The following is a 17,534-nucleotide window of genomic DNA, read 5'->3' on the forward strand; positions in this document are numbered from 1 at the left end:
CCCCAAGAAACAAGAAAACAGGAAGCATCATGAAGACCATCGGTTTTGCTGAATACATCTGGCTGGACGGCACGCGCCCGACCCAGCAGATCCGCTCCAAGGCCCGCATCGTCCATGTGCCGGAAACGCCCGTTGCCGCTGATTTCCCGGCGTGGAGCTTCGACGGCTCCTCCACCGGCCAGGCGAGCGGCGAAGACTCGGACTGCCTTCTGACCCCGGTCCGCGTCGTCCGGGATCCGCGCCGCGGCGAGGGCTGCCATCTCGTCCTCTGCGAGGTGCTGAACACCGACGAGACGCCCCACGCGACCAACCACCGGGCCCATCTGCGCCGCGTTCTCGACGCCGCCGGCGCGGAAGCCGATCCCTGGACAGGCTTCGAGCAGGAATACACCATCCTGCGCGCCGGCCGTCCCCTCGGCTTTCCCGAGTCCGGCTTTCCGGCGCCTCAGGGCCCCTATTATTGCTCGGTCGGGGCCGATGTCGCCTTCGGCCGTGACCTGGCGGATGCCCATGCGGCTGCCTGTCTCGACGCCGGCCTGATGATCTATGGCATCAACGCCGAGGTCATGCCGGGCCAGTGGGAGTTCCAGATCGGCTATCGCGGCATCGAGGGCGAGGCGGCCGACGCGCTGGCCATGGCCGATCATCTGTGGCTGGCACGTTTCCTCCTCCAGCGCGAGGCGGAGCGCTTCGGCTATGCCGTCTCCTTCGCCAACAAGCCCGTGCCGGGCGACTGGAACGGCGCCGGGATGCACACCAACTTCTCGACCGCCGCCATCCGCGCGCCGCAAACCGGGCGTCTGGCGATCGATGCCGCCGTCGAACGCCTGTCCCGCCATCACGCCCGCCACATCGCGGACTATGGCGACGGTCTGGCGGCGCGCCTGACCGGCCTGCACGAGACCTGCAGTATCGAGGAATTCCGTGCGGGCGTCGCCCATCGCGGCGCCTCGATCCGCATCCCGCAGCCGGTCGCGCAGAAAGGCCACGGCTATTTCGAGGACCGCCGCCCCGGCGCCAATGCCGATCCCTATCGCGTGGCGGCATGCCTCGTCGAGACCGTGCTCCTGAGCGACGAACAGCGGGCCCGTCTGAACCCGGCGGCGACCCGGGCGGCCGCCTGACGGCCCGCGCCGCACCGGTCCCCCGGGGCCGGTGCGGACGCGACGAATCTCCCGGGCTTTTGGTTGCCATCGCCGGGCATTTGCGCTATCAACCCGCGTTCACAAGCGCCCGCACCCCTGGAGGCGGGCGTTCTCTATTGGAGAAAGACATGAGCAAGATTGTTTCGCTCGCCGTCGAGGCGCGCGACCGGGTCGGTAAGGGGTCCGCCCGGGGCGCCCGTCGCGAAGGCCGAGTCCCCGCCGTGATCTACGGCAACAAGGAAGCGCCGGAAGGCATCACCATCTCCTGGAAGGAACTGGAGAAGGAGTTGAACTCCGGTCGTTTCCTGTCCACCGTCTTCGACCTGAAGATCGGTGAGCGTTCCGAGCGTGTGCTGCCGCGCGACGTGCAGTTCCACCCGGTGACCGACCGTGCCCTGCACGTCGACTTCCTGCGCATCCCCGCCGACGGTCTCGTCACCGTGACGGTGCCGGTGATCATCACCGACCATGCCGCCTCCCCCGGCCTGAAGCTGGGCGGCGTGCTGAACGTGGTGCGCCATGAAGTCGAACTGATGTGCCCGGCCGATGCCGTGCCCGAGCAGATCACCATCTCGCTCGCCGGCATGAACTTCGGCGAATCCCTGCACATCAGCAAGGTTGCGCTGCCGGAAGGCGCGAAGCCGGTCATCGACCGCGACTTCACCATCTTCACCATCGTCCCGCCGAAGGGCGGCGTCGAGACCGCGGCGCCGGCCGAAGCGGCGCCGGCGAAGAAGGCCAAGAAGTAATCACGATCCGACGGCCCGGCGTTTCCGCGTCGGGCCGTCCATCGCTTTCCGAGGGGCGTTCCCGATGATCCTCCTCGTCGGCCTCGGCAATCCGGGCGGCGAATACGCCGGCAATCGCCACAACATCGGTTTCATGGCGCTGGACGCCATTCACGACCGATACGCATTCTCCCCCTGGAAGCGCGGCTATCAGGGCATGGTGGCCGACGGCAAGTTCGGTGCCGGCGGCGACAAGATCCTGCTCTTGAAGCCCCTCACCTACATGAACGAGAGCGGCCGTTCCGTCGGCGAGGCGATGCGCTTCTTCAAGCTCGTGCCCGGCGATGTCGTCGTCTTTCACGACGAGTTGGATCTCGCGCCCGGCAAGGTCCGGGTCAAGACCGGCGGCGGCCATGCCGGCCACAACGGCCTGCGTTCCATCGACGCCCATCTCGGCAAGGACTACCGGCGGGTGCGACTCGGCATCGGCCATCCGGGCGACAAGGCGCTGGTGCTGCGCTACGTCCTCGGCGATTTCGCGAAATCCGATCAGGCCTGGCTCGATCCGCTGGTCGATGCGGTGGTGGATGCCGCCCCCCTTCTGGCCAAGGGCGACGACGCCGGCTTCCAGACACGGGTGGCCCTGTTGACGGCGCCGCCCAAACCGGCGAAACAGCCGCCGCGTACTTCATCAGGAGAGTGAGCATGGGCTTCAAATGCGGCATCGTCGGTCTGCCCAACGTTGGCAAGTCGACCCTGTTCAACGCCCTGACCCAGACCGCCGCCGCGGCGGCGGCCAATTATCCCTTCTGCACGATCGAGCCGAACGTCGGCAATGTGCCGGTGCCGGATCCGCGCCTCGACACGATCGCCCGGATCGGCGGCTCGGCCCAGATCATCCCGACCCAGATCACCTTCGTCGACATCGCCGGTCTGGTGCGCGGCGCCTCCAAGGGTGAGGGCCTCGGCAACCAGTTCCTGTCCCACATCCGCGAGGTGGACGCCGTCTGCCATGTGCTCCGCTGTTTCGAGGATGGCGACATCACCCATGTCGAGGGCCGCGTCGATCCCCTCGGCGATGCCGACATCATCGAGACCGAACTGATGCTGGCCGATCTCGACAGTCTCGAGAAGCGCGTGCCCGCGCTGCAGAAGAAGTCGAAGGGCGGCGCGGACGAGGAGACCAAGCTCCGCCTCGCCCTGATGGAACGCGCCCTCGAGGTACTGCGCGAGGGCAAGCCGGCCCGCGCGGTCGAGGTCGCGGCGGACGAGCAGGCGATCTTCGCCACCCTCGATCTCATCACCTCGAAGCCGGTGCTCTACGTCTGCAACGTCGAGGAAGCCTCGGCCGCGACCGGCAACCGCTTCTCCGACATGGTGGTCGAACGCGCCAAGGCCGAAGGTGCCGCCTACGTCGTCATCTCGGCCGCGATCGAGGCGGAGGTCGCCCAGCTCGACGCCGAGGAACGCAGCGCGTTCCTGGCCGACCTCGGCCTCGAGGAAACCGGCCTCTCGCGCCTGATCCGCGCCGGCTATGGCCTGCTCGGCCTGATCACCTATTTCACCGTGGGCCCCAAGGAGGCACGCGCCTGGACCATCGTGAAGGGCACCAAGGGCCCGGGCGCCGCCGGCGTGATCCATTCCGACTTCGAGCGCGGCTTCATCCGCGCCGAGACCATGGCCTTCGACGACTATGTGAAGTTCAACGGCGAACAGGGCTGCAAGGACAATGGTCGCCTGCGCCAGGAAGGCAAGGACTACACCGTCGCCGACGGCGATATCCTGCACTTCAAGTTCAACGTCTGAGCCCCTGCCTACGCGGCGAAGGGCCGTCCTTCGCCGCCTTCGACCATTTGCCACCAATTTTCACGGGCCACCACATTCTCCCAACGATATAATAATGATGTTAATATCGCGCGAAACGCGAAACAAAACTGACATCATCAGGGCGGCGGCAGATGGCAACGATAAACGATATCACCTTCGGCGAAGCATCCGTCGATCCCGACTCGGTCGAACCCGTATCGGTTTCACCGAACGGCATGTACGGCAACTCCGGCAGCTTCCAGCCCGCGATCTCCGCCGACGGACGCTTTGTCGCCTTCGCGAGCAACGCCAGCAATCTAGTCCCGGGCGACACCAACGGCATCACGGACATTTTCGTGCACGACCGCCTTGCCGGAACAATCGACCGCGTGTCCGTATCCTCGACAGGCCACCAGGCCACCAGTGGGCCGACAATATTTGACACGGAGAGTGCCGATCCCTCGATATCGGCGGATGGGCGCTTCGTAGTCTTCTCGAGCGCCTCGCCCAACCTGGTCGTTCAGGACACGAATGGCGCTTCGGACATCTTCATCCGCGACAGGCTGACCGGAACCACCACTCTGGTCTCCCTGACCGACGGGAACGCTCAGGCCGATTCCTCCAGCATTCGGCCATCCATTTCCGCCGACGGGCGATATGTTGCTTTTGTGAGCTATGCGAGCGACCTCGTCGCGGGCGACACCAATAACGTCGCGGACATCTTCGTCCGCGACCTGGAGACCGGCGACACAAGGCGGGTTTCGGTGGCCACCGACGGGAGCCAAGCGGACAATCTCAGCTTCGAGGTCTCCATCTCAGCGGACGGGCGATATGTCGCCTTCCAGAGCCACGCTTCCAATCTTGTAGCGGGCGACACCAATGGCATAGCCGACATCTTCGTCCACGACCTCGTGACCGGCGAGACCGAGCGCGTCTCCGTCGCCACGGACGGGGGCCAGGCGACAGGCGCCAGCGATAACGAGGCGCCGGCGATATCGGCGGATGGCCGCTATGTCGCCTTCCACTCCGGCGCCGCGGATCTCGTCGCTGACGATACCAACAACCAGAGTGACGTCTTCCTGCGCGACCGCCAGACCGGCACGACCACGCGGGTCTCGGTTTCCGGCGACGGCTCGCAGGCCGGCACCGGCGGCGCCCTTCCGTCGCTCTCGGCCGATGGACGTTATGTCGCCTTCGTCAGCAGTGCATCGAATCTTGCAGGCGGCGACACGAACGGCGTCGCCGACGTTTTCGTTCATGACACGGTCGCCGGCACCACCGTGCGTGTGTCGACCGACGCCGATGGCGCGCAGTGGCTTCATGCCAGCACGATGCCATCGATTTCGGGCGATGGATCCCTGGTCGCCTTTCGTCACATTTCCCAGGACTCGGCGATCTATTACACGATGGTCGGCAACGACATCTTTGTCGCCGACAAGGGATTGCTCCAGTCCACCATCGGGCACCCGTACAACAGATCCTTCACCGTGAAGGTCGAGGTGCAGGAGGCCGAAACGGTCACCTTCGATTGGGGCGACGGCTTTCAGACGACGACACTGCCGGCCGACGGTGTCGCGTCGTCGAGCCATGGCTACAACAAGGACGGCATTTTCGAGCTACAGATCGATGCCCATGCCGAGGGAGGCGGCACTACGGCGGGTACGACACTGACCGTCGTCGCCGCGACGGAAGTGAGCGGATTCACCCGCACGGCGGCGGGCGACTTCTACGCGGCCACGACCGCGCCCGCTTCACTGTCGGCGGACGGCCGATATATCGCGTTCAACAGCTACTACGCCGCCCCCGGCGTCCAGACCGTGGTTCAAGCATTCGTCCAGGATCTCGAAACCGGCGATGTCACCATGATTTCGGCTGCGCCTGATGGGACGCCAGACAGCCGGTCCAGCAGCGGCACATCCCTCTCGGACAACGGCCGCTATGTCGCCTTCGCCAGTGAGGCCCGCAACATCGTTTTCGGCGACACCAACGGCGGCAGCGATATCTTCGTCCGCGACATGGTTGCTGGGACGACGACGCGCGTCTCGATGGCCAGTGACGGCTCGGAAGGCAACGCCCACAGCACGGCGCCATCGATTTCGGGCAATGGGCGCTATATCGCCTTCAACAGCGCCGCGTCCAATCTGGTCGACGGCGATGCCAACAATGTCTCGGACATTTTCGTTCACGACCGGATACGCGGTACCACGGAACGGGTCTCCATATCTTCGAACGGAACGGAAGCGAACCAGGCCAGCTTCCAGGCACCATCAATTTCGAACGACGGGCGCTATGTCGCTTTCAGAAGCAGTGCGACCAACCTCGTTTCCGATGATACCAACGGGCGCCCGGACATCTTCGTCCACGACCGTGAAACCGGAGATACCGTCCGCGTTTCCGTCAGCAGCTCAGGAACACAATCCAACGACTACAGCACTGCCGCGGCCATCTCAGGCAACGGCCGATATGTCGCCTTCGAAAGCGGCGCCTCCAATCTCGTGGCGGGCGACACCAATCGCAAGGTCGACATCTTCGTCCATGATCTCGATACCGGCGCTACCACGCGGGTGTCGGTGTCGAGCGACGGCAAGCAAGCCAATGGCGACAGCAATGGTGCGACCATTTCGGACGACGGGCGTTTCATCGTCTTTACCAGCGATGCGACCAACCTCGTGGAAGGTGACACCAATAAGGTCTCCGACATCTTTCGTTACGACATGGTGATGGGAACGATCGAGCGTGTTTCCGCGATCGGCGAGACGACGGAAGCCCGCGAACCGTCCCGTTCGGCCGTCATTTCGTCCGATGGTCGGAACGTTGCCTTCTATACGGCCGATGATTTCCTCGATGGCCCCGGACACGACGATATCGCCGACATTGTCGTCTGGCACGAAACGCCGACCACCACACAGACCATTACCGGCACGACGGCGGGGGACGATGTCGTCCTCGGCAGCGCCCTTCCCGACGAAGTCTCGCTTGGCGATGGCGACGATTATGCCAGGACCTGGTTCGGAAACGACGTTCTGGACGGCGGCGCAGGTAACGACGTGCTCGACGGCGGTGCGGGCGCCGACGCCATGAGCGGCGGCATCGGCGACGACGCCTATTACGTCGACGACGCCGGCGATACGGTCACGGAGGTGGCCGAAGGCGGCTATGACACGGTCTACGCGACCGTGAGCATCGAGCGTCTCGCCGCCCGCGTCGAAGCGCTGATTCTCCAGGGGGTCGGCGATCTCGATGCCAATGGCAACAATGTCGCCAACAGCATCACGGGTACGGCTGGGAACAATCGGATCGACGGCCTCGGCGGCGACGACCTGCTGAGCGGCAGAGCCGGCGACGATATCCTCATCGGCGGCCTGCGGCACGACACGCTGATCGGTGGCGGCGGAGCAGACGACATGTCGGGCGGCGACGGCGACGACCGCTACCACGTCGACGGCCGCCACGACGTCGTCCGCGAAGCGGAGGGCGGCGGCAACGACACGGTTCTGACGCCGCTGTCCGGCCATGCCCTCGCCGCCAACGTCGAGAACCTCGTACTGACGGGGACCGGCGCCCTGACCGGCACGGGCAATGCGCTCGACAACATGATCTACGGCAGCGGCGGCGCCGACACGAACATCCTCCACGGGCTGGGCGGCGACGACACCCTGCTCGGCCGGGATCAGGCGGATATCCTGAACGGCGGCGCGGACGGCGACATTCTCAAGGGTTATGGCGGCAACGACCTGCTGCGCGGCGGCACCGGAGCCGACATCATGATCGGCGGCGCCGGGGACGATCACTATTATGTCGACGATGCCGGCGACCAGGTGACTGAACGGGCGGACGGTGGTCGGGACCACGTCCATGCCTCGGTCTCCTACACGCTGTCTGACGAAGTCGAGAACCTGACGCTGGAGGGCACGTCGACGCGGGGCACCGGGAACGACGGCGCCAACCGGATCACCGGAAATACGGCAGCCAACGTGCTTTCGGGCGGCGGCGGGACCGACACGCTGTCCGGCGAGGACGGCGACGACATCTTGATCGGCGGCGCCGGGCCGGACCATCTGACCGGCGGTACCGGGAACGACATCTTCGTCCTCGATGCTCCGGGGGATGGTATCGATTACATCATGGATTGGTCCGACGGTGACCTGATGCAGATCGACCGTGCGGCCTTCGGCCTGGACGCTTCATCCCCGGTGGCGGTGGGGAATGGTACCGCGACGAACGGACTGACCGGTGACATGTTCTTCTATCAGACGAACATGGGCCGTCTCTATTGGCATGATGCCGACACGGGCCAACTGACCTATCTCGCCAGCCTCGAGACCATGCCGGCCGCTCTCGACCTGACGGATTTCGTTTTCGTCTAGCGGAAGACGGCGCCCCGGCCCGCGCCGGGGCGCCCCATCGTTCAGGCGCTTATTCCGCCGCCAGGAAATTGCCCTTCACGGGCAGCGGTTCGTCGAGTTTCTGCCAGTCGATCAGGATGTCGCCGGCCGCGTCCTCATATTGCAGCGCGCCGATCGCCTCGTATTTCGGGCGGACCTTCTCGGTCAGCAGGCCGACGCGCTTGAAGTTGGGGATCAGGCGCTCGAACAGCAGGTGCTGGAACATGGCCGTCACCTGGCTCTTCAGGATGTGCTCCCGTGCCGCTTCGACGTCGAAGCCGTACTCCCGGGCGACGTCCATGCCGAACAGGCGGTCGCGCATGATCAGGCTGGCCTGATAGGCGAATTCGGCGCGGTCCTCGATCTCGTCCTCGGGCAGGGTCCTGATCCAGTCCTCGAGATAGTTGACGCCGAAGGCGACGTGACGGCCCTCGTCCCGCATCACCAGTTCGACCACCTGCTTCAGCAGATTGTCGCGGGTGGTCTGGGTCATGGTGCCGAAGGCGGCCAGCGCCAGACCCTCGATGATCAGCTGCATCCCGATGAACTTCAGGTCCCAGCGCCTGTCCTCCAGGACCTTGTCGATCAGGGCCTTCAGGTTCGGGTTGATGCGGTAGAGTTCGCCGCAGTGCTTGCGCAGATACATGTTGAAGGCCTCGACGTGGCGCGCCTCGTCGAAGGTCTGGCTGGCGGCATAGAGCTTGGCGTCGGCCGTCGGCGCGCAGGAGACGAGCTGGGAGGCGACCAGCATGGCGCCCTGTTCGCCGTGCAGGAACTGGGCGACGGTCTGGGCATGGGCCTTCCACGAGAAGCGGATCTTCTCCGCCTCCGACAGCGCCTCATATTCCGGATAGCCGTTGAAGGGATTGGTCGCCGGCTCCATCGGGTAGTCGTCGAAATCGACCGGCATGTCCCAGTCGACATCCAGGGTGGCGTTCCAATTGTGCCGCTTGCCGAGCTCGTAGAGCCGGCGGATCTTGGCATTGGCGCTGTCGTAGTCCCAATTGTAGGAGCCGGTCAGCGGCGTGTTGAAGATTTCGCGAATGGTCTCGACGTCGCTGCCGTCGAGCTTGTCGGTCAGATCATGGTCCTGAAAGACCCTGGTTTCCTGGGGTGGCTGTTCCACGAGACGGACGCGCATCTTTTCCTCCGCTTATTGGCCGGGATCGGCTGCATCGAAGGAAACGCGAACGAGGCTCACATTGCATTGAGCCAGGTCAATCGGACTGATTTTTTGTCAGTTCAGGGCGGCGCGTCAGGGCGACGGCGGAAACCCCGGCCGACAGCAGGGCGAGCCAGACCAGGCGGTTCTGATAGCGGTCGTGCGGGTTGGAGAGAATGCCGCAGATCGCGGCATTGCCGAGCAGCGCGACCAGCACGAAGGCCGCCAGCCGTCCCGGCCCCGACGCCCGCCGCCCCCACAGGAAGACGGCGACCGAGACCGGCAACAGGCCGATCGCCAGAAAGCCGAGCGGTACATGGACGATGTTCATGACGCCGAAGGGGATGTCCTCGCCGCGCTGTTCGGCCGCCATATAGGCGGGCAGATCGTCGGGCCGGTATTTCTCGAAGACATATTGGGTGTGCCAGTGATGTTCGTTCAGGCCGTCGCCCGTGCCGATCAGGCCGAGTTGCCGGACGAAGCTGCGCCAGGCGGCGGCGGCATGCATCGCGGGATATTCGACCAGACTTTCGCGGGTGATGCGGGCGAGCTCCGGCCCCGCCTCGTCCCAGCCGCCGATCTCGTAGAGGGGGCTGCCGCCCCACCACAGGAAGCTGTCGTTGCTGCGCTGTGTGCCGTCGTCCTCGAATAGTTCGGCCTGATGGTCGCAGAGCTTCAGGCTGGGATCCGGGCAATGATCGGCCAGATAGCGGCTGGCGATACCGTCCTGCACCAGCCGGCCGAACAGGAAGACGTCACCGCCCGGCGTGAAGCGGAACTGGCCATAGGTCGCGAGATTGGCCATGGGCACGGCAAGCACGCCGAGCGCAAGCGCCAGCCCGCCGATGCCGAGGCGGAGGCTGGCGCGCCGGCGCCACTGGCGCAGCGGCTCGTGCAGGCGCGCGACGACCATCAGCAGGCCCTTGAACAGCAGAAGGCCGAGCACCAGCGCCATGGTCCCGGTGTGGCTGGCGGCACCGAAGGCGACCACTAGGGCGAGGCCGGCCCAGGCGGCGAGCCCGCGCCCTTCCCGCCCCTCGATCATCAGGATCAGGGCGAGGACGGCGGCGGAGGCCCAGATGTCGGGCATCAGCTGCGCGGCATACCAGGCAAGGCCGCTGACCAGGGACAGCCCGACCCCCATGGCCCCTGCGAAGAGCGCCAGCGCCCGGCCCCGAAGGCCGAGGAAGGCACGCCCCGTCTCGACCAGCAGGGCGACCACCATGGCGCATTGAACCACGATCGCGGGCCAGAAGGCGGCGCCGCCGTGCAGCGCCTCGAGGAACAGGCCGTAGACGGTCGAGCGGCCGTTGCCCGGCGCATCGATATAGGGTGCCGCGAAATACCCGCCGGTGTCGTGGAAGGAAATGGGAAAGCCGTTCCAGAGGGCCGGTGCCAACAGGGCGATCAGGGCGGCAACCGGGGCGAGAACGGCGAGGACGATGGGCATTGGCGGCTGGGTTCCGGGGCGAAAGATGGGCGGTTCGCCCAAAAAGCAACACGCAAGGCCCCGGCCTGTTCCTCAACTGCGTGGTGAAGGGCCCGGCGCTTTGTCAAACTGCAGCGATGAAAGAGACGAATCGACCGCCAAGGAGACAGAAGGGCCATGCATGACGGCGGGCCCGACGTATCCAGCGTCCTGATCCTCCTGGCGGCCGCCGTCCTGGCGGCGACCTTCCTGGGGCGCCTGCGGGTGCCGCCGCTCCTTGCCTATGTCGTCACCGGCATCGCCATCGGCCCGTCGGTGCTCGGACTCGTCTCGGATCCGGCCTCGCTGTCGGGACTCGCGGAACTCGGCGTCGTGTTCCTGCTCTTCGCCATCGGCCTCGACCTGCCGCTGCATCGGCTCAGCGCCATGCGGGTCTTCATCTTCGGCCTCGGCACGTCGCAGGTCGTGCTGACCCTGCTGGCGGTCTCCGTCATCCTGATGATCCCGGCGCTGTTCGGGGCGGACCTGCCGGACCCGGCGCTGATCATCGCCATCGGCGGCGGTCTCGCCCTGTCGTCGACCGCGACCGTGGTGCGCATCCTGTCCGAACGGCACGAGATGGTGGCGCGCTTCGGTCGCGCCACGGTCGCCGTCCTTCTGCTGCAGGATCTGGCGGTGGTGCCGCTGCTGACCCTGATCGGGGTGATGGCGGGGCCTGACGACGGCTTCAGCCTGCTCGCCGTCGGCCTCGGCCTCGCCAAGGGCGTCGGGGCGATCGCGGTCATCCTGCTGGGCGGGCGCTTCGTGCTGCGCCCGCTGTTCCATCTGGTCGCCGATTCCAATACGCCCGAACTCTTCACCGGGTTGTCGCTGCTCGTCGCCCTCGGCCTCGGCGCGGTCGCGGAATTCGCCGGCATGTCCATGGCGCTGGGCGCCTTCCTGGCCGGCCTGGCCCTGGCCGACACGCCCTATCGCCATCAGGTCGACGCCGATCTCGCGCCGTTCCGCGGACTGCTGCTCGGCCTGTTCTTCGTCACGGTGGGCATGAACCTGGATCTTCAGCCCCTGTTCAACCACCCGATCCTGGTGCTGGGCCTGACCGTTCTGCTCATCGCCCTGAAGGCGTCGATCGCCGGCGGTCTCGGCCTTGCCTTCGGGCTGGAGCCGGGGCCGGCCATCCGCCTCGGCACCCTGGTCGCCCAGGCCGGCGAATTCACCTTCGTCGCCGCCAATCTCGCCATCGGCCACGGTCTGATGGACAGCGGCACGGCTTCGGTCCTGTCGATCGTCGCCGCCCTCAGCCTCGCGGCGACGCCGATGGTGGTCGCCGGCGGCGCCGTCCTGGCGCGCTTCGTCGAGGACCGTACGCGCGATCCCAGCCTGACCCGGCGCCCGGGCGAGGAGGATCCGCTCGAAAGCGGCAATCACGTGCTGATCGCCGGCTTCGGCCGGGTCGGGCGCATGATCGCCCAGATCCTGAAATCGGCCGACATCCCCTATCTCGCCCTCGATGCCTCGACCCATGCGGTCGCCCAGGCCCGGGCGGAAGGCTATGCCGCCTTCTATGGCGACAGCCGCCTGCCCGCCGTGCTGCGCTCGGTCGAGATCAACCGCACCAGCCTCGTCATCGTCGCGCTGGACAATGTGCCGGCCGCCCTTGCAACATTGGAGGCCGTGCGCCAGCTCGTGCCCGACATGCCGGTGATCGTCCGCGCCCGTGATCTCGCCGCCGCCCGCGACCTTCGCCGCGCCGGCGCCACCGACGTGGTGCCCGAGGCGATCGAGGCCAGCCTGCAGCTCGCGGGGGGCGCGCTGCGGCTTCAGGGCTTCGATGCGGAGGATGTGGAAGAAAAACTGGCTGGATTTCGCCGCAAGGCCGAAGCGTCTTCCGAGAAACCGAATTAGGAAAACACTACAAGAGTATGAAAATGAAGGAAAATTAACCTTCGTTCATACCTTGGGAAACGTGATTTCCATACCATCATAAGCGGGCTCCACCCCTGTGGGTAACTCCCTGCATAGGGTGTCGTAGTCCATTTCCCAGGTCATATGGGTGAGGATGGCGCGCTTCGGCCTCACCCGCTCGATCCAGCCCAGCGTCTTCTCCAGATGGGCGTGACTGGGATGTGGCGTCCGGCGCAGCGCATCGACGATCCACACCTCCACCCCCTCGAGGGCGGCGAAGCTCGCCTCCGGCAATTCGTTCAGGTCGGTCGAATAGGCGATGGGGCCGAAACGAAAGCCGAGGGATTCGATGTCGCCGTGGATCTGGCGAAAGGGCGTCACCGCGAGGTCGCCGACCGTGAAGTCGCCGTCGATGGTGATCGCGTCGCAGATCGCCGGATAGCCGCCCCGTCCCTCGAAGATATAGGCGAAACGGCGGGTCACGGTCGACAGGGTCTTGAGGTCGGCATGGACCGGCACGCGCCGTCGCATCACCCCGGCGATGCCGCGCAGATCGTCGATGCCGTGGCAATGGTCGGCATGGTCATGGGTCAGCAGCACGGCGTCGAGCCGCTGCACCCCGGCCGAGATGCATTGCTCGCGAAAATCGGGGGAAACGTCGACCACCAGGCTGGTCTCGCCCTTTTCGACCAGGATCGAGACCCGGCGGCGCCGGTTCTTCGGGTTGGCGGGATCGCAGCGTCCCCAATTGCCGGTGATCGACGGCACCCCGCCCGAGGTGCCGCAGCCCATGACGGTGACGCGCATCCCGCTCAGGCCGCCGCCAGCGCCGCCGGCACGTCGGCCTTGGTGAACAGGCGGGTGAAATTGGCCGTGGTCAGATCCGCCAGCTCGGCCTCGCCGATGCCCTGGGCCGCCGCGACGACGCGGGCGGTATCGGCGACGAAGGCGGGCTCGTTACGCTTGCCGCGATGGGGCACGGGCGCCAGATAGGGCGCGTCGGTCTCGACCAGCAGACGGTCCGCCGGCACCTTTGCCGCGATCTGGCGAAGACTCTCGGTCGCCTTGAAGGTGACGATCCCCGAGAAGGAGATGTAGAGGCCGAGTTCGACCGCCAGTTCCGCCAGGGCCGGGCCCGAGGTGAAGCAATGGATCAGGCCGGGGAACGGCCCCTTCGCCATCTCGTCCCGCAGGATCGCCGCCGTGTCGTCGTCGGCGTCGCGGGTGTGGATGATGATGGGCAGGCCGGTCTCCCGCGCGGCCTGGATATGGGCGCGGAAATTCACCGTCTGGGCCGCGCGCGGCGCGTGCTCGTAGAAATAGTCGAGTCCCGTCTCGCCGATGCCGATCACCTTGGGATGACGGCTCATCTCGATCAGGGTGCGGGCCTGGACGTCGTGCTCCGCCTCGGCCTCATGCGGGTGGATGCCGACCGAGGCCCAGACATAGGGAAAGCGCTCGGCCACCGCGATCACCTGGGCCGATTTGGCCAGCGTGGTGCCGATGGTCAGCATGGCGCCGACCCCGGCCTGCCGCGCCCGCGCCACCACGGCGTCGAGATCCTTGGTGAAATGCGGGAAGTCGAGATGGCAATGGCTGTCGATCAGCATGGCATCGCTCCTTACGCTTCGCTTTCGACATGGCGGGGGAAGACGCCCTGGGGCGCCGGCAGGGCAGTGCCGGAGACCAGCCGGCCGCCGGTGCCCAGTGCCGAGAAATCGCGCGCATCGACCGGCACCGCCAATTGGTCGAGCAGGCGGCCGCAGGAGGCCGGCATGACCGGCTGCGCCAGAATGGCGACCTGACGGATCACCTCGGCCGTGACGTAGAGCACGGTTTCCATGCGCGCCGGATCGGTCTTCTTCAGGCCCCAGGGCGCCTCGCCCGCGAAATAGCGGTTGGCGTCGGCGACGCAGGCCCAGATGGCGGCCAGCGCGGCATGGATCTCCTGGCGCGACATGGCGGCCCGCGCCGCCTCGTAGAGCCCGTCGGCCTGGGCCAGGATCGCCGCGTCACTGTCCGAGAGATCGCCGCAGGCCGGCACCCTGCCTTCAACGTTCTTCGCGATCATGGAGAGCGAACGCTGCGCCAGATTGCCGAGGTCGTTGGCGAGATCGGCGTTGATGCGGTTGACGATCGCCTCGTGGCTGTAGTTGCCGTCCTGGCCGAAGGGCACTTCGCGCAGGAAGAAATAGCGCACCTGATCCAGGCCATAGGCTTCGACCAGGGAGAACGGGTCGATGACGTTGCCGACCGACTTCGACATCTTCTCGCCCCTGTTGAACAGGAAGCCATGGGCGAAGACGCGCTTCGGCAGGGCGATGCCGGCGGACATCAGGAAGGCGGGCCAATAGACGGCATGAAAGCGCACGATGTCCTTGCCGATGACATGGAGATCGGCGGGCCAATATTGCCACAGCGGCGAGGATTCGTCGGGAAAGCCGACACCGGTCAGATAATTGGTCAGGGCGTCGACCCAGACATACATCACATGCTTCTCGTCGCCCGGCACCGGCACGCCCCAGTCGAAAGTGGTGCGCGAGACCGAGAGATCGTTCAGCCCGCGCTTCACGAAGCTGACCACCTCGTTGCGCCGCTCCTTCGGGCCGATGAAGTCCGGGTTGGCCTCGTAATGGGCGAGCAGCGGCTCCTGATATTTCGACAGGCGGAAGAAATAGCTTTCCTCCTCCACCCATTCGACCGGGGTACCCTGGGGGCCGTAGCGCAGCCCGTCGGGCCTGACCTCGGTCTCGTCCTCGGCGTAATAGGCTTCGTCGCGCACGGAATACCAGCCGGCATAGACGTTCTTGTAGATGTCGCCGGCCTCGACCATGCGGCGCCAGACCTCCTGAACGCTCCTGTGGTGGCGGCGCTGGCTGGTGCGGATGAAATCGTCGTTGGAACAGCCGAGAACCTGGACCATCTCCTCGAAACGCGCCGAATTGCGGTCCGCCAGTTCCTGAACCTTCATGTCCTCGCGCCGCGCCGTCTGCAGCATCTTCTGGCCGTGTTCGTCGGTCCCGGTCAGGAAGAACACCGGGCGGCCGTCCAGGCGCTCGAAACGCGCCAGCGTATCGGTCGCGATCGCTTCATAGGCGTGACCGATATGCGGCACGCCGTTCGGATAGGAAATCGCCGTCGTGATGTAGAACGGTTCGGTCGAGGCCATTCGAAACTCCAGAAGACCCGCCGCGCCATCCTCAGGCAGCGGAAGCCCGGGCGCAGCGTTCGATCGTGCCGAGCGCCGCGACGAGGACTTGCCTGCGGTCGAGATTGACCGCCTCGGCGCGGGCGGCCAAGGCGTTGATCTTCTCCCATACCTCGCCCCAGCGTTCAAGCCGTGCGGACCCCGCCAGCGCCCGCATCCCCGCCCCCTCGCCGGTCATCGCCTCGTCGATCGAGCCGGTGGCGGCGAGGCGCAGCATGCGCACCAGATAGAGGCCGATCAGTTCGAAGGTCAGGCGGAACAGGTCGCCGCCCTCGCGCCCGGCGAAGCGGTCCGCCAGCGCATTGACCGCCTTCAGATCGAGGCCCTGGCGCCGGGCCAGCGGCGCCAGCATGTCGGCCAGCGCCCGATACTGGTTCAGCCCGCCGGCGGCGGCGAGCGCCAGCGCCCGCCCCGGGCTGCCGTCCGCCAGCCGGCACAGGCCGCGCACGTCCCCTGCCGGCACCTCGGGCGCGAGGCGGGTGACGATGGCGGCGACATCCGCCTCCGCCAGCGGGCGGAGCGCGAGGCGCCGGCAGCGCGAGCGGATGGTGGGCAGCAGCCGCCCCGGTGCATGGGCGACCAGCAGGATCACGCTGCGCGGCGGCGGTTCCTCCAGCAGCTTCAGGAGGGCGTTGGCGGCATTGCGGTTCATCTCGTCGACCGCGTCGATGACGGCGATGCGAAAGCCGCCCTCGGCCGGGGTCATGGCGAAGAAACCGGCGAGGTCACGCACCTGATCGACCACGATCTCGTCGCGCAGCGCCTTGGTGCGGGGGTTCTCCTCGCGTTCCAGCACCAGAAGGTCGGGATGGCCGCCGGCGGCGATGCGCCGGAACAGCGGATCCTCGGGCGACATGGCCATGTCGCGCGATCCGCCGAACATGTCGGCGGCCCCCGCTTCCAGGCCATGGGCGAAGAGATGGCGCGCGAAGCGATAGGCCAGGGTCGCCTTGCCGATGCCGCGCGGGCCGGTGATCAGCCAGGCGTGATGCAGCTTGCCGCCCGCGATCGCGTCGAGGATCGCCGTCTCCGCCTCGCCATGGCCGATCAGATCCGCGCTCTCGCGCGGCGGCGGCGCGGCGATGGACGGCGTATCCCCCTTCGCCCCATTTCCCTTGGCCATGATCTCAGCCCAACAGGTCGAGGACGGCAGCCAGCGCCGCCGCCTGCACGGCATCGGCCGCCTGCCCGGCGTCGATCACCCGGGCGAAACGCCCGGCGCGCCCCGCCTGATCGAGGAAGGATTGCCTGACACGGCGATGGAATTCGAGGTCGAGACCTTCGAAGCGGCCCTCGTCCACCCCCTGGCCCTGCAGGCGGGCGCGGCTCCGGGCGAGGCCGGTCTCGGGCGCCACGTCGAGATAGAGGGAGAGATCCGGCCAGAAGTCGTGCAGCAGGCGGGCATGTACTTCGAGGATCAGATCGACGTCGAGCCCCCGCCCCGCCCCCTGATAGGCGATGGTGGAGCCGACATAGCGATCGCTGATCACGATCTCGCCCCGCGCCAGCGCCGGCCGCACCACCCGCTCGACATGCTGCACGCGATCCGCCGTCATCAAGAGGAGTTCGGCCTCCGCCGTCCAGGCATGGCCCTTGTCCGACAGCAGCAGGCGACGCAGCGCCGCCCCTTCGGGCGTGCCGCCGGGCTCGCGCGTGGCGGTCACGGCATGACCGCGCGCGCGCAGCGCCTCGGCGAGGAAGGCGATTGTGCCGGTCTTGCCCGAGCCCTCGCCGCCCTCGAGAACGATGAAGCGGCCGCTCATCCC

13 protein-coding genes are annotated in these 17,534 nt (G+C 66.6%); 6 read left to right on the top strand and 7 right to left on the bottom strand.

What is annotated here, in order from left to right; translation table 11 throughout:
- Positions 1–29: 29 nt before the first annotated feature.
- The 5 genes from L2U69_RS04325 (at position 30) to L2U69_RS04345 (ending at position 8,046) form a co-directional block, all read left to right on the top strand.
- Complete coding sequence (locus L2U69_RS04325) at positions 30–1,124, top strand: glutamine synthetase beta-grasp domain-containing protein (RefSeq protein ID WP_236105325.1); 1,095 nt, start codon at positions 30–32, stop codon at positions 1,122–1,124.
- Between the two features lie 149 nt (positions 1,125–1,273).
- Positions 1,274–1,894, top strand: coding sequence for a 50S ribosomal protein L25/general stress protein Ctc (locus tag L2U69_RS04330; RefSeq protein ID WP_236105326.1), 621 nt, complete (start codon positions 1,274–1,276; stop codon positions 1,892–1,894).
- A 64-nt stretch (positions 1,895–1,958) separates the two neighbouring features.
- A complete protein-coding gene (gene pth, locus L2U69_RS04335; RefSeq protein ID WP_236105327.1) occupies positions 1,959–2,576 on the top strand; it encodes an aminoacyl-tRNA hydrolase in 618 nt (205 codons plus the stop codon).
- A gap of 2 nt (positions 2,577–2,578) precedes the next feature.
- Positions 2,579–3,679, top strand: coding sequence for a redox-regulated ATPase YchF (ychF, locus tag L2U69_RS04340; protein ID WP_236105328.1), 1,101 nt, complete (start codon positions 2,579–2,581; stop codon positions 3,677–3,679).
- A 152-nt stretch (positions 3,680–3,831) separates the two neighbouring features.
- Positions 3,832–8,046 carry a hypothetical protein gene (locus tag L2U69_RS04345; RefSeq protein WP_236105329.1) on the top strand — a complete coding sequence of 1,405 codons (4,215 nt, stop codon included), beginning with the start codon at positions 3,832–3,834 and terminating at the stop codon, positions 8,044–8,046.
- Positions 8,047–8,095: 49 nt separating this feature from the next.
- On the opposite strand, the gene L2U69_RS04350 is transcribed toward L2U69_RS04345, so the two are convergent.
- Together L2U69_RS04350 and L2U69_RS04355 are read right to left on the bottom strand one after the other, a co-directional pair.
- Positions 8,096–9,205, bottom strand: coding sequence for a ferritin-like domain-containing protein (locus L2U69_RS04350; protein WP_236105330.1), 1,110 nt, complete (start codon positions 9,203–9,205; stop codon positions 8,096–8,098).
- 76 nt (positions 9,206–9,281) lie between these two features.
- Positions 9,282–10,676, bottom strand: coding sequence for a hypothetical protein (locus L2U69_RS04355; RefSeq protein ID WP_236105331.1), 1,395 nt, complete (start codon positions 10,674–10,676; stop codon positions 9,282–9,284).
- Between the two features lie 156 nt (positions 10,677–10,832).
- Here L2U69_RS04355 and L2U69_RS04360 point away from each other — a divergent pair, with 156 nt between their 5' ends.
- Entirely contained in the window at positions 10,833–12,560 is a 1,728-nt protein-coding gene (locus tag L2U69_RS04360; protein ID WP_236105332.1) for a cation:proton antiporter domain-containing protein, read from the top strand.
- 45 nt (positions 12,561–12,605) lie between these two features.
- Here L2U69_RS04360 and L2U69_RS04365 read toward each other — a convergent pair whose 3' ends face one another.
- The 5 genes from L2U69_RS04365 to tmk are packed head-to-tail and all read right to left on the bottom strand — an operon-like array spanning position 12,606 to position 17,531.
- Complete coding sequence (locus L2U69_RS04365; RefSeq protein ID WP_236105333.1) at positions 12,606–13,367, bottom strand: MBL fold metallo-hydrolase; 762 nt, start codon at positions 13,365–13,367, stop codon at positions 12,606–12,608.
- 5 nt (positions 13,368–13,372) lie between these two features.
- Positions 13,373–14,170, bottom strand: coding sequence for a TatD family hydrolase (locus L2U69_RS04370; RefSeq protein ID WP_236105334.1), 798 nt, complete (start codon positions 14,168–14,170; stop codon positions 13,373–13,375).
- An 11-nt stretch (positions 14,171–14,181) separates the two neighbouring features.
- Positions 14,182–15,729: a methionine--tRNA ligase gene (gene metG, locus L2U69_RS04375; protein ID WP_236105335.1), complete on the bottom strand. Its 1,548-nt coding sequence runs from the start codon at positions 15,727–15,729 to the stop codon at positions 14,182–14,184.
- Positions 15,730–15,760: 31 nt separating this feature from the next.
- The gene (locus tag L2U69_RS04380; protein ID WP_236105336.1) at positions 15,761–16,891 is read right to left on the bottom strand and encodes a DNA polymerase III subunit delta'; all 1,131 of its coding nucleotides are present in this window, start codon (positions 16,889–16,891) and stop codon (positions 15,761–15,763) included.
- 4 nt (positions 16,892–16,895) lie between these two features.
- Positions 16,896–17,531 carry a dTMP kinase gene (gene tmk, locus L2U69_RS04385; protein ID WP_236105337.1) on the bottom strand — a complete coding sequence of 212 codons (636 nt, stop codon included), beginning with the start codon at positions 17,529–17,531 and terminating at the stop codon, positions 16,896–16,898.
- Between the last annotated feature and the right edge of the window lie 3 nt (positions 17,532–17,534).

Source organism: Zavarzinia marina, from assembly GCF_021568905.1.
Taxonomy (GTDB): domain Bacteria; phylum Pseudomonadota; class Alphaproteobacteria; order Zavarziniales; family Zavarziniaceae; genus Zavarzinia; species Zavarzinia marina.

Bases quoted from the DNA above. Each gene is read 5' to 3' on its own strand.
- L2U69_RS04365 (WP_236105333.1), bottom strand. From the start codon at position 13,367: ATGCGCGTCACCGTCATGGGCTGCGGCACCTCGGGCGGGGTGCCGTCG.
- tmk (WP_236105337.1), bottom strand. From the start codon at position 17,531: ATGAGCGGCCGCTTCATCGTTCTCGAGGGCGGCGAGGGCTCGGGCAAG.
- metG (WP_236105335.1), bottom strand. From the start codon at position 15,729: ATGGCCTCGACCGAACCGTTCTACATCACGACGGCGATTTCCTATCCG.
- L2U69_RS04355 (WP_236105331.1), bottom strand. From the start codon at position 10,676: ATGCCCATCGTCCTCGCCGTTCTCGCCCCGGTTGCCGCCCTGATCGCC.
- pth (WP_236105327.1), top strand. From the start codon at position 1,959: ATGATCCTCCTCGTCGGCCTCGGCAATCCGGGCGGCGAATACGCCGGC.
- L2U69_RS04370 (WP_236105334.1), bottom strand. From the start codon at position 14,170: ATGCTGATCGACAGCCATTGCCATCTCGACTTCCCGCATTTCACCAAG.
- L2U69_RS04350 (WP_236105330.1), bottom strand. From the start codon at position 9,205: ATGCGCGTCCGTCTCGTGGAACAGCCACCCCAGGAAACCAGGGTCTTT.
- ychF (WP_236105328.1), top strand. From the start codon at position 2,579: ATGGGCTTCAAATGCGGCATCGTCGGTCTGCCCAACGTTGGCAAGTCG.
- L2U69_RS04345 (WP_236105329.1), top strand. From the start codon at position 3,832: ATGGCAACGATAAACGATATCACCTTCGGCGAAGCATCCGTCGATCCC.
- L2U69_RS04330 (WP_236105326.1), top strand. From the start codon at position 1,274: ATGAGCAAGATTGTTTCGCTCGCCGTCGAGGCGCGCGACCGGGTCGGT.
- L2U69_RS04325 (WP_236105325.1), top strand. From the start codon at position 30: ATGAAGACCATCGGTTTTGCTGAATACATCTGGCTGGACGGCACGCGC.
- L2U69_RS04380 (WP_236105336.1), bottom strand. From the start codon at position 16,891: ATGGCCAAGGGAAATGGGGCGAAGGGGGATACGCCGTCCATCGCCGCG.
- L2U69_RS04360 (WP_236105332.1), top strand. From the start codon at position 10,833: ATGCATGACGGCGGGCCCGACGTATCCAGCGTCCTGATCCTCCTGGCG.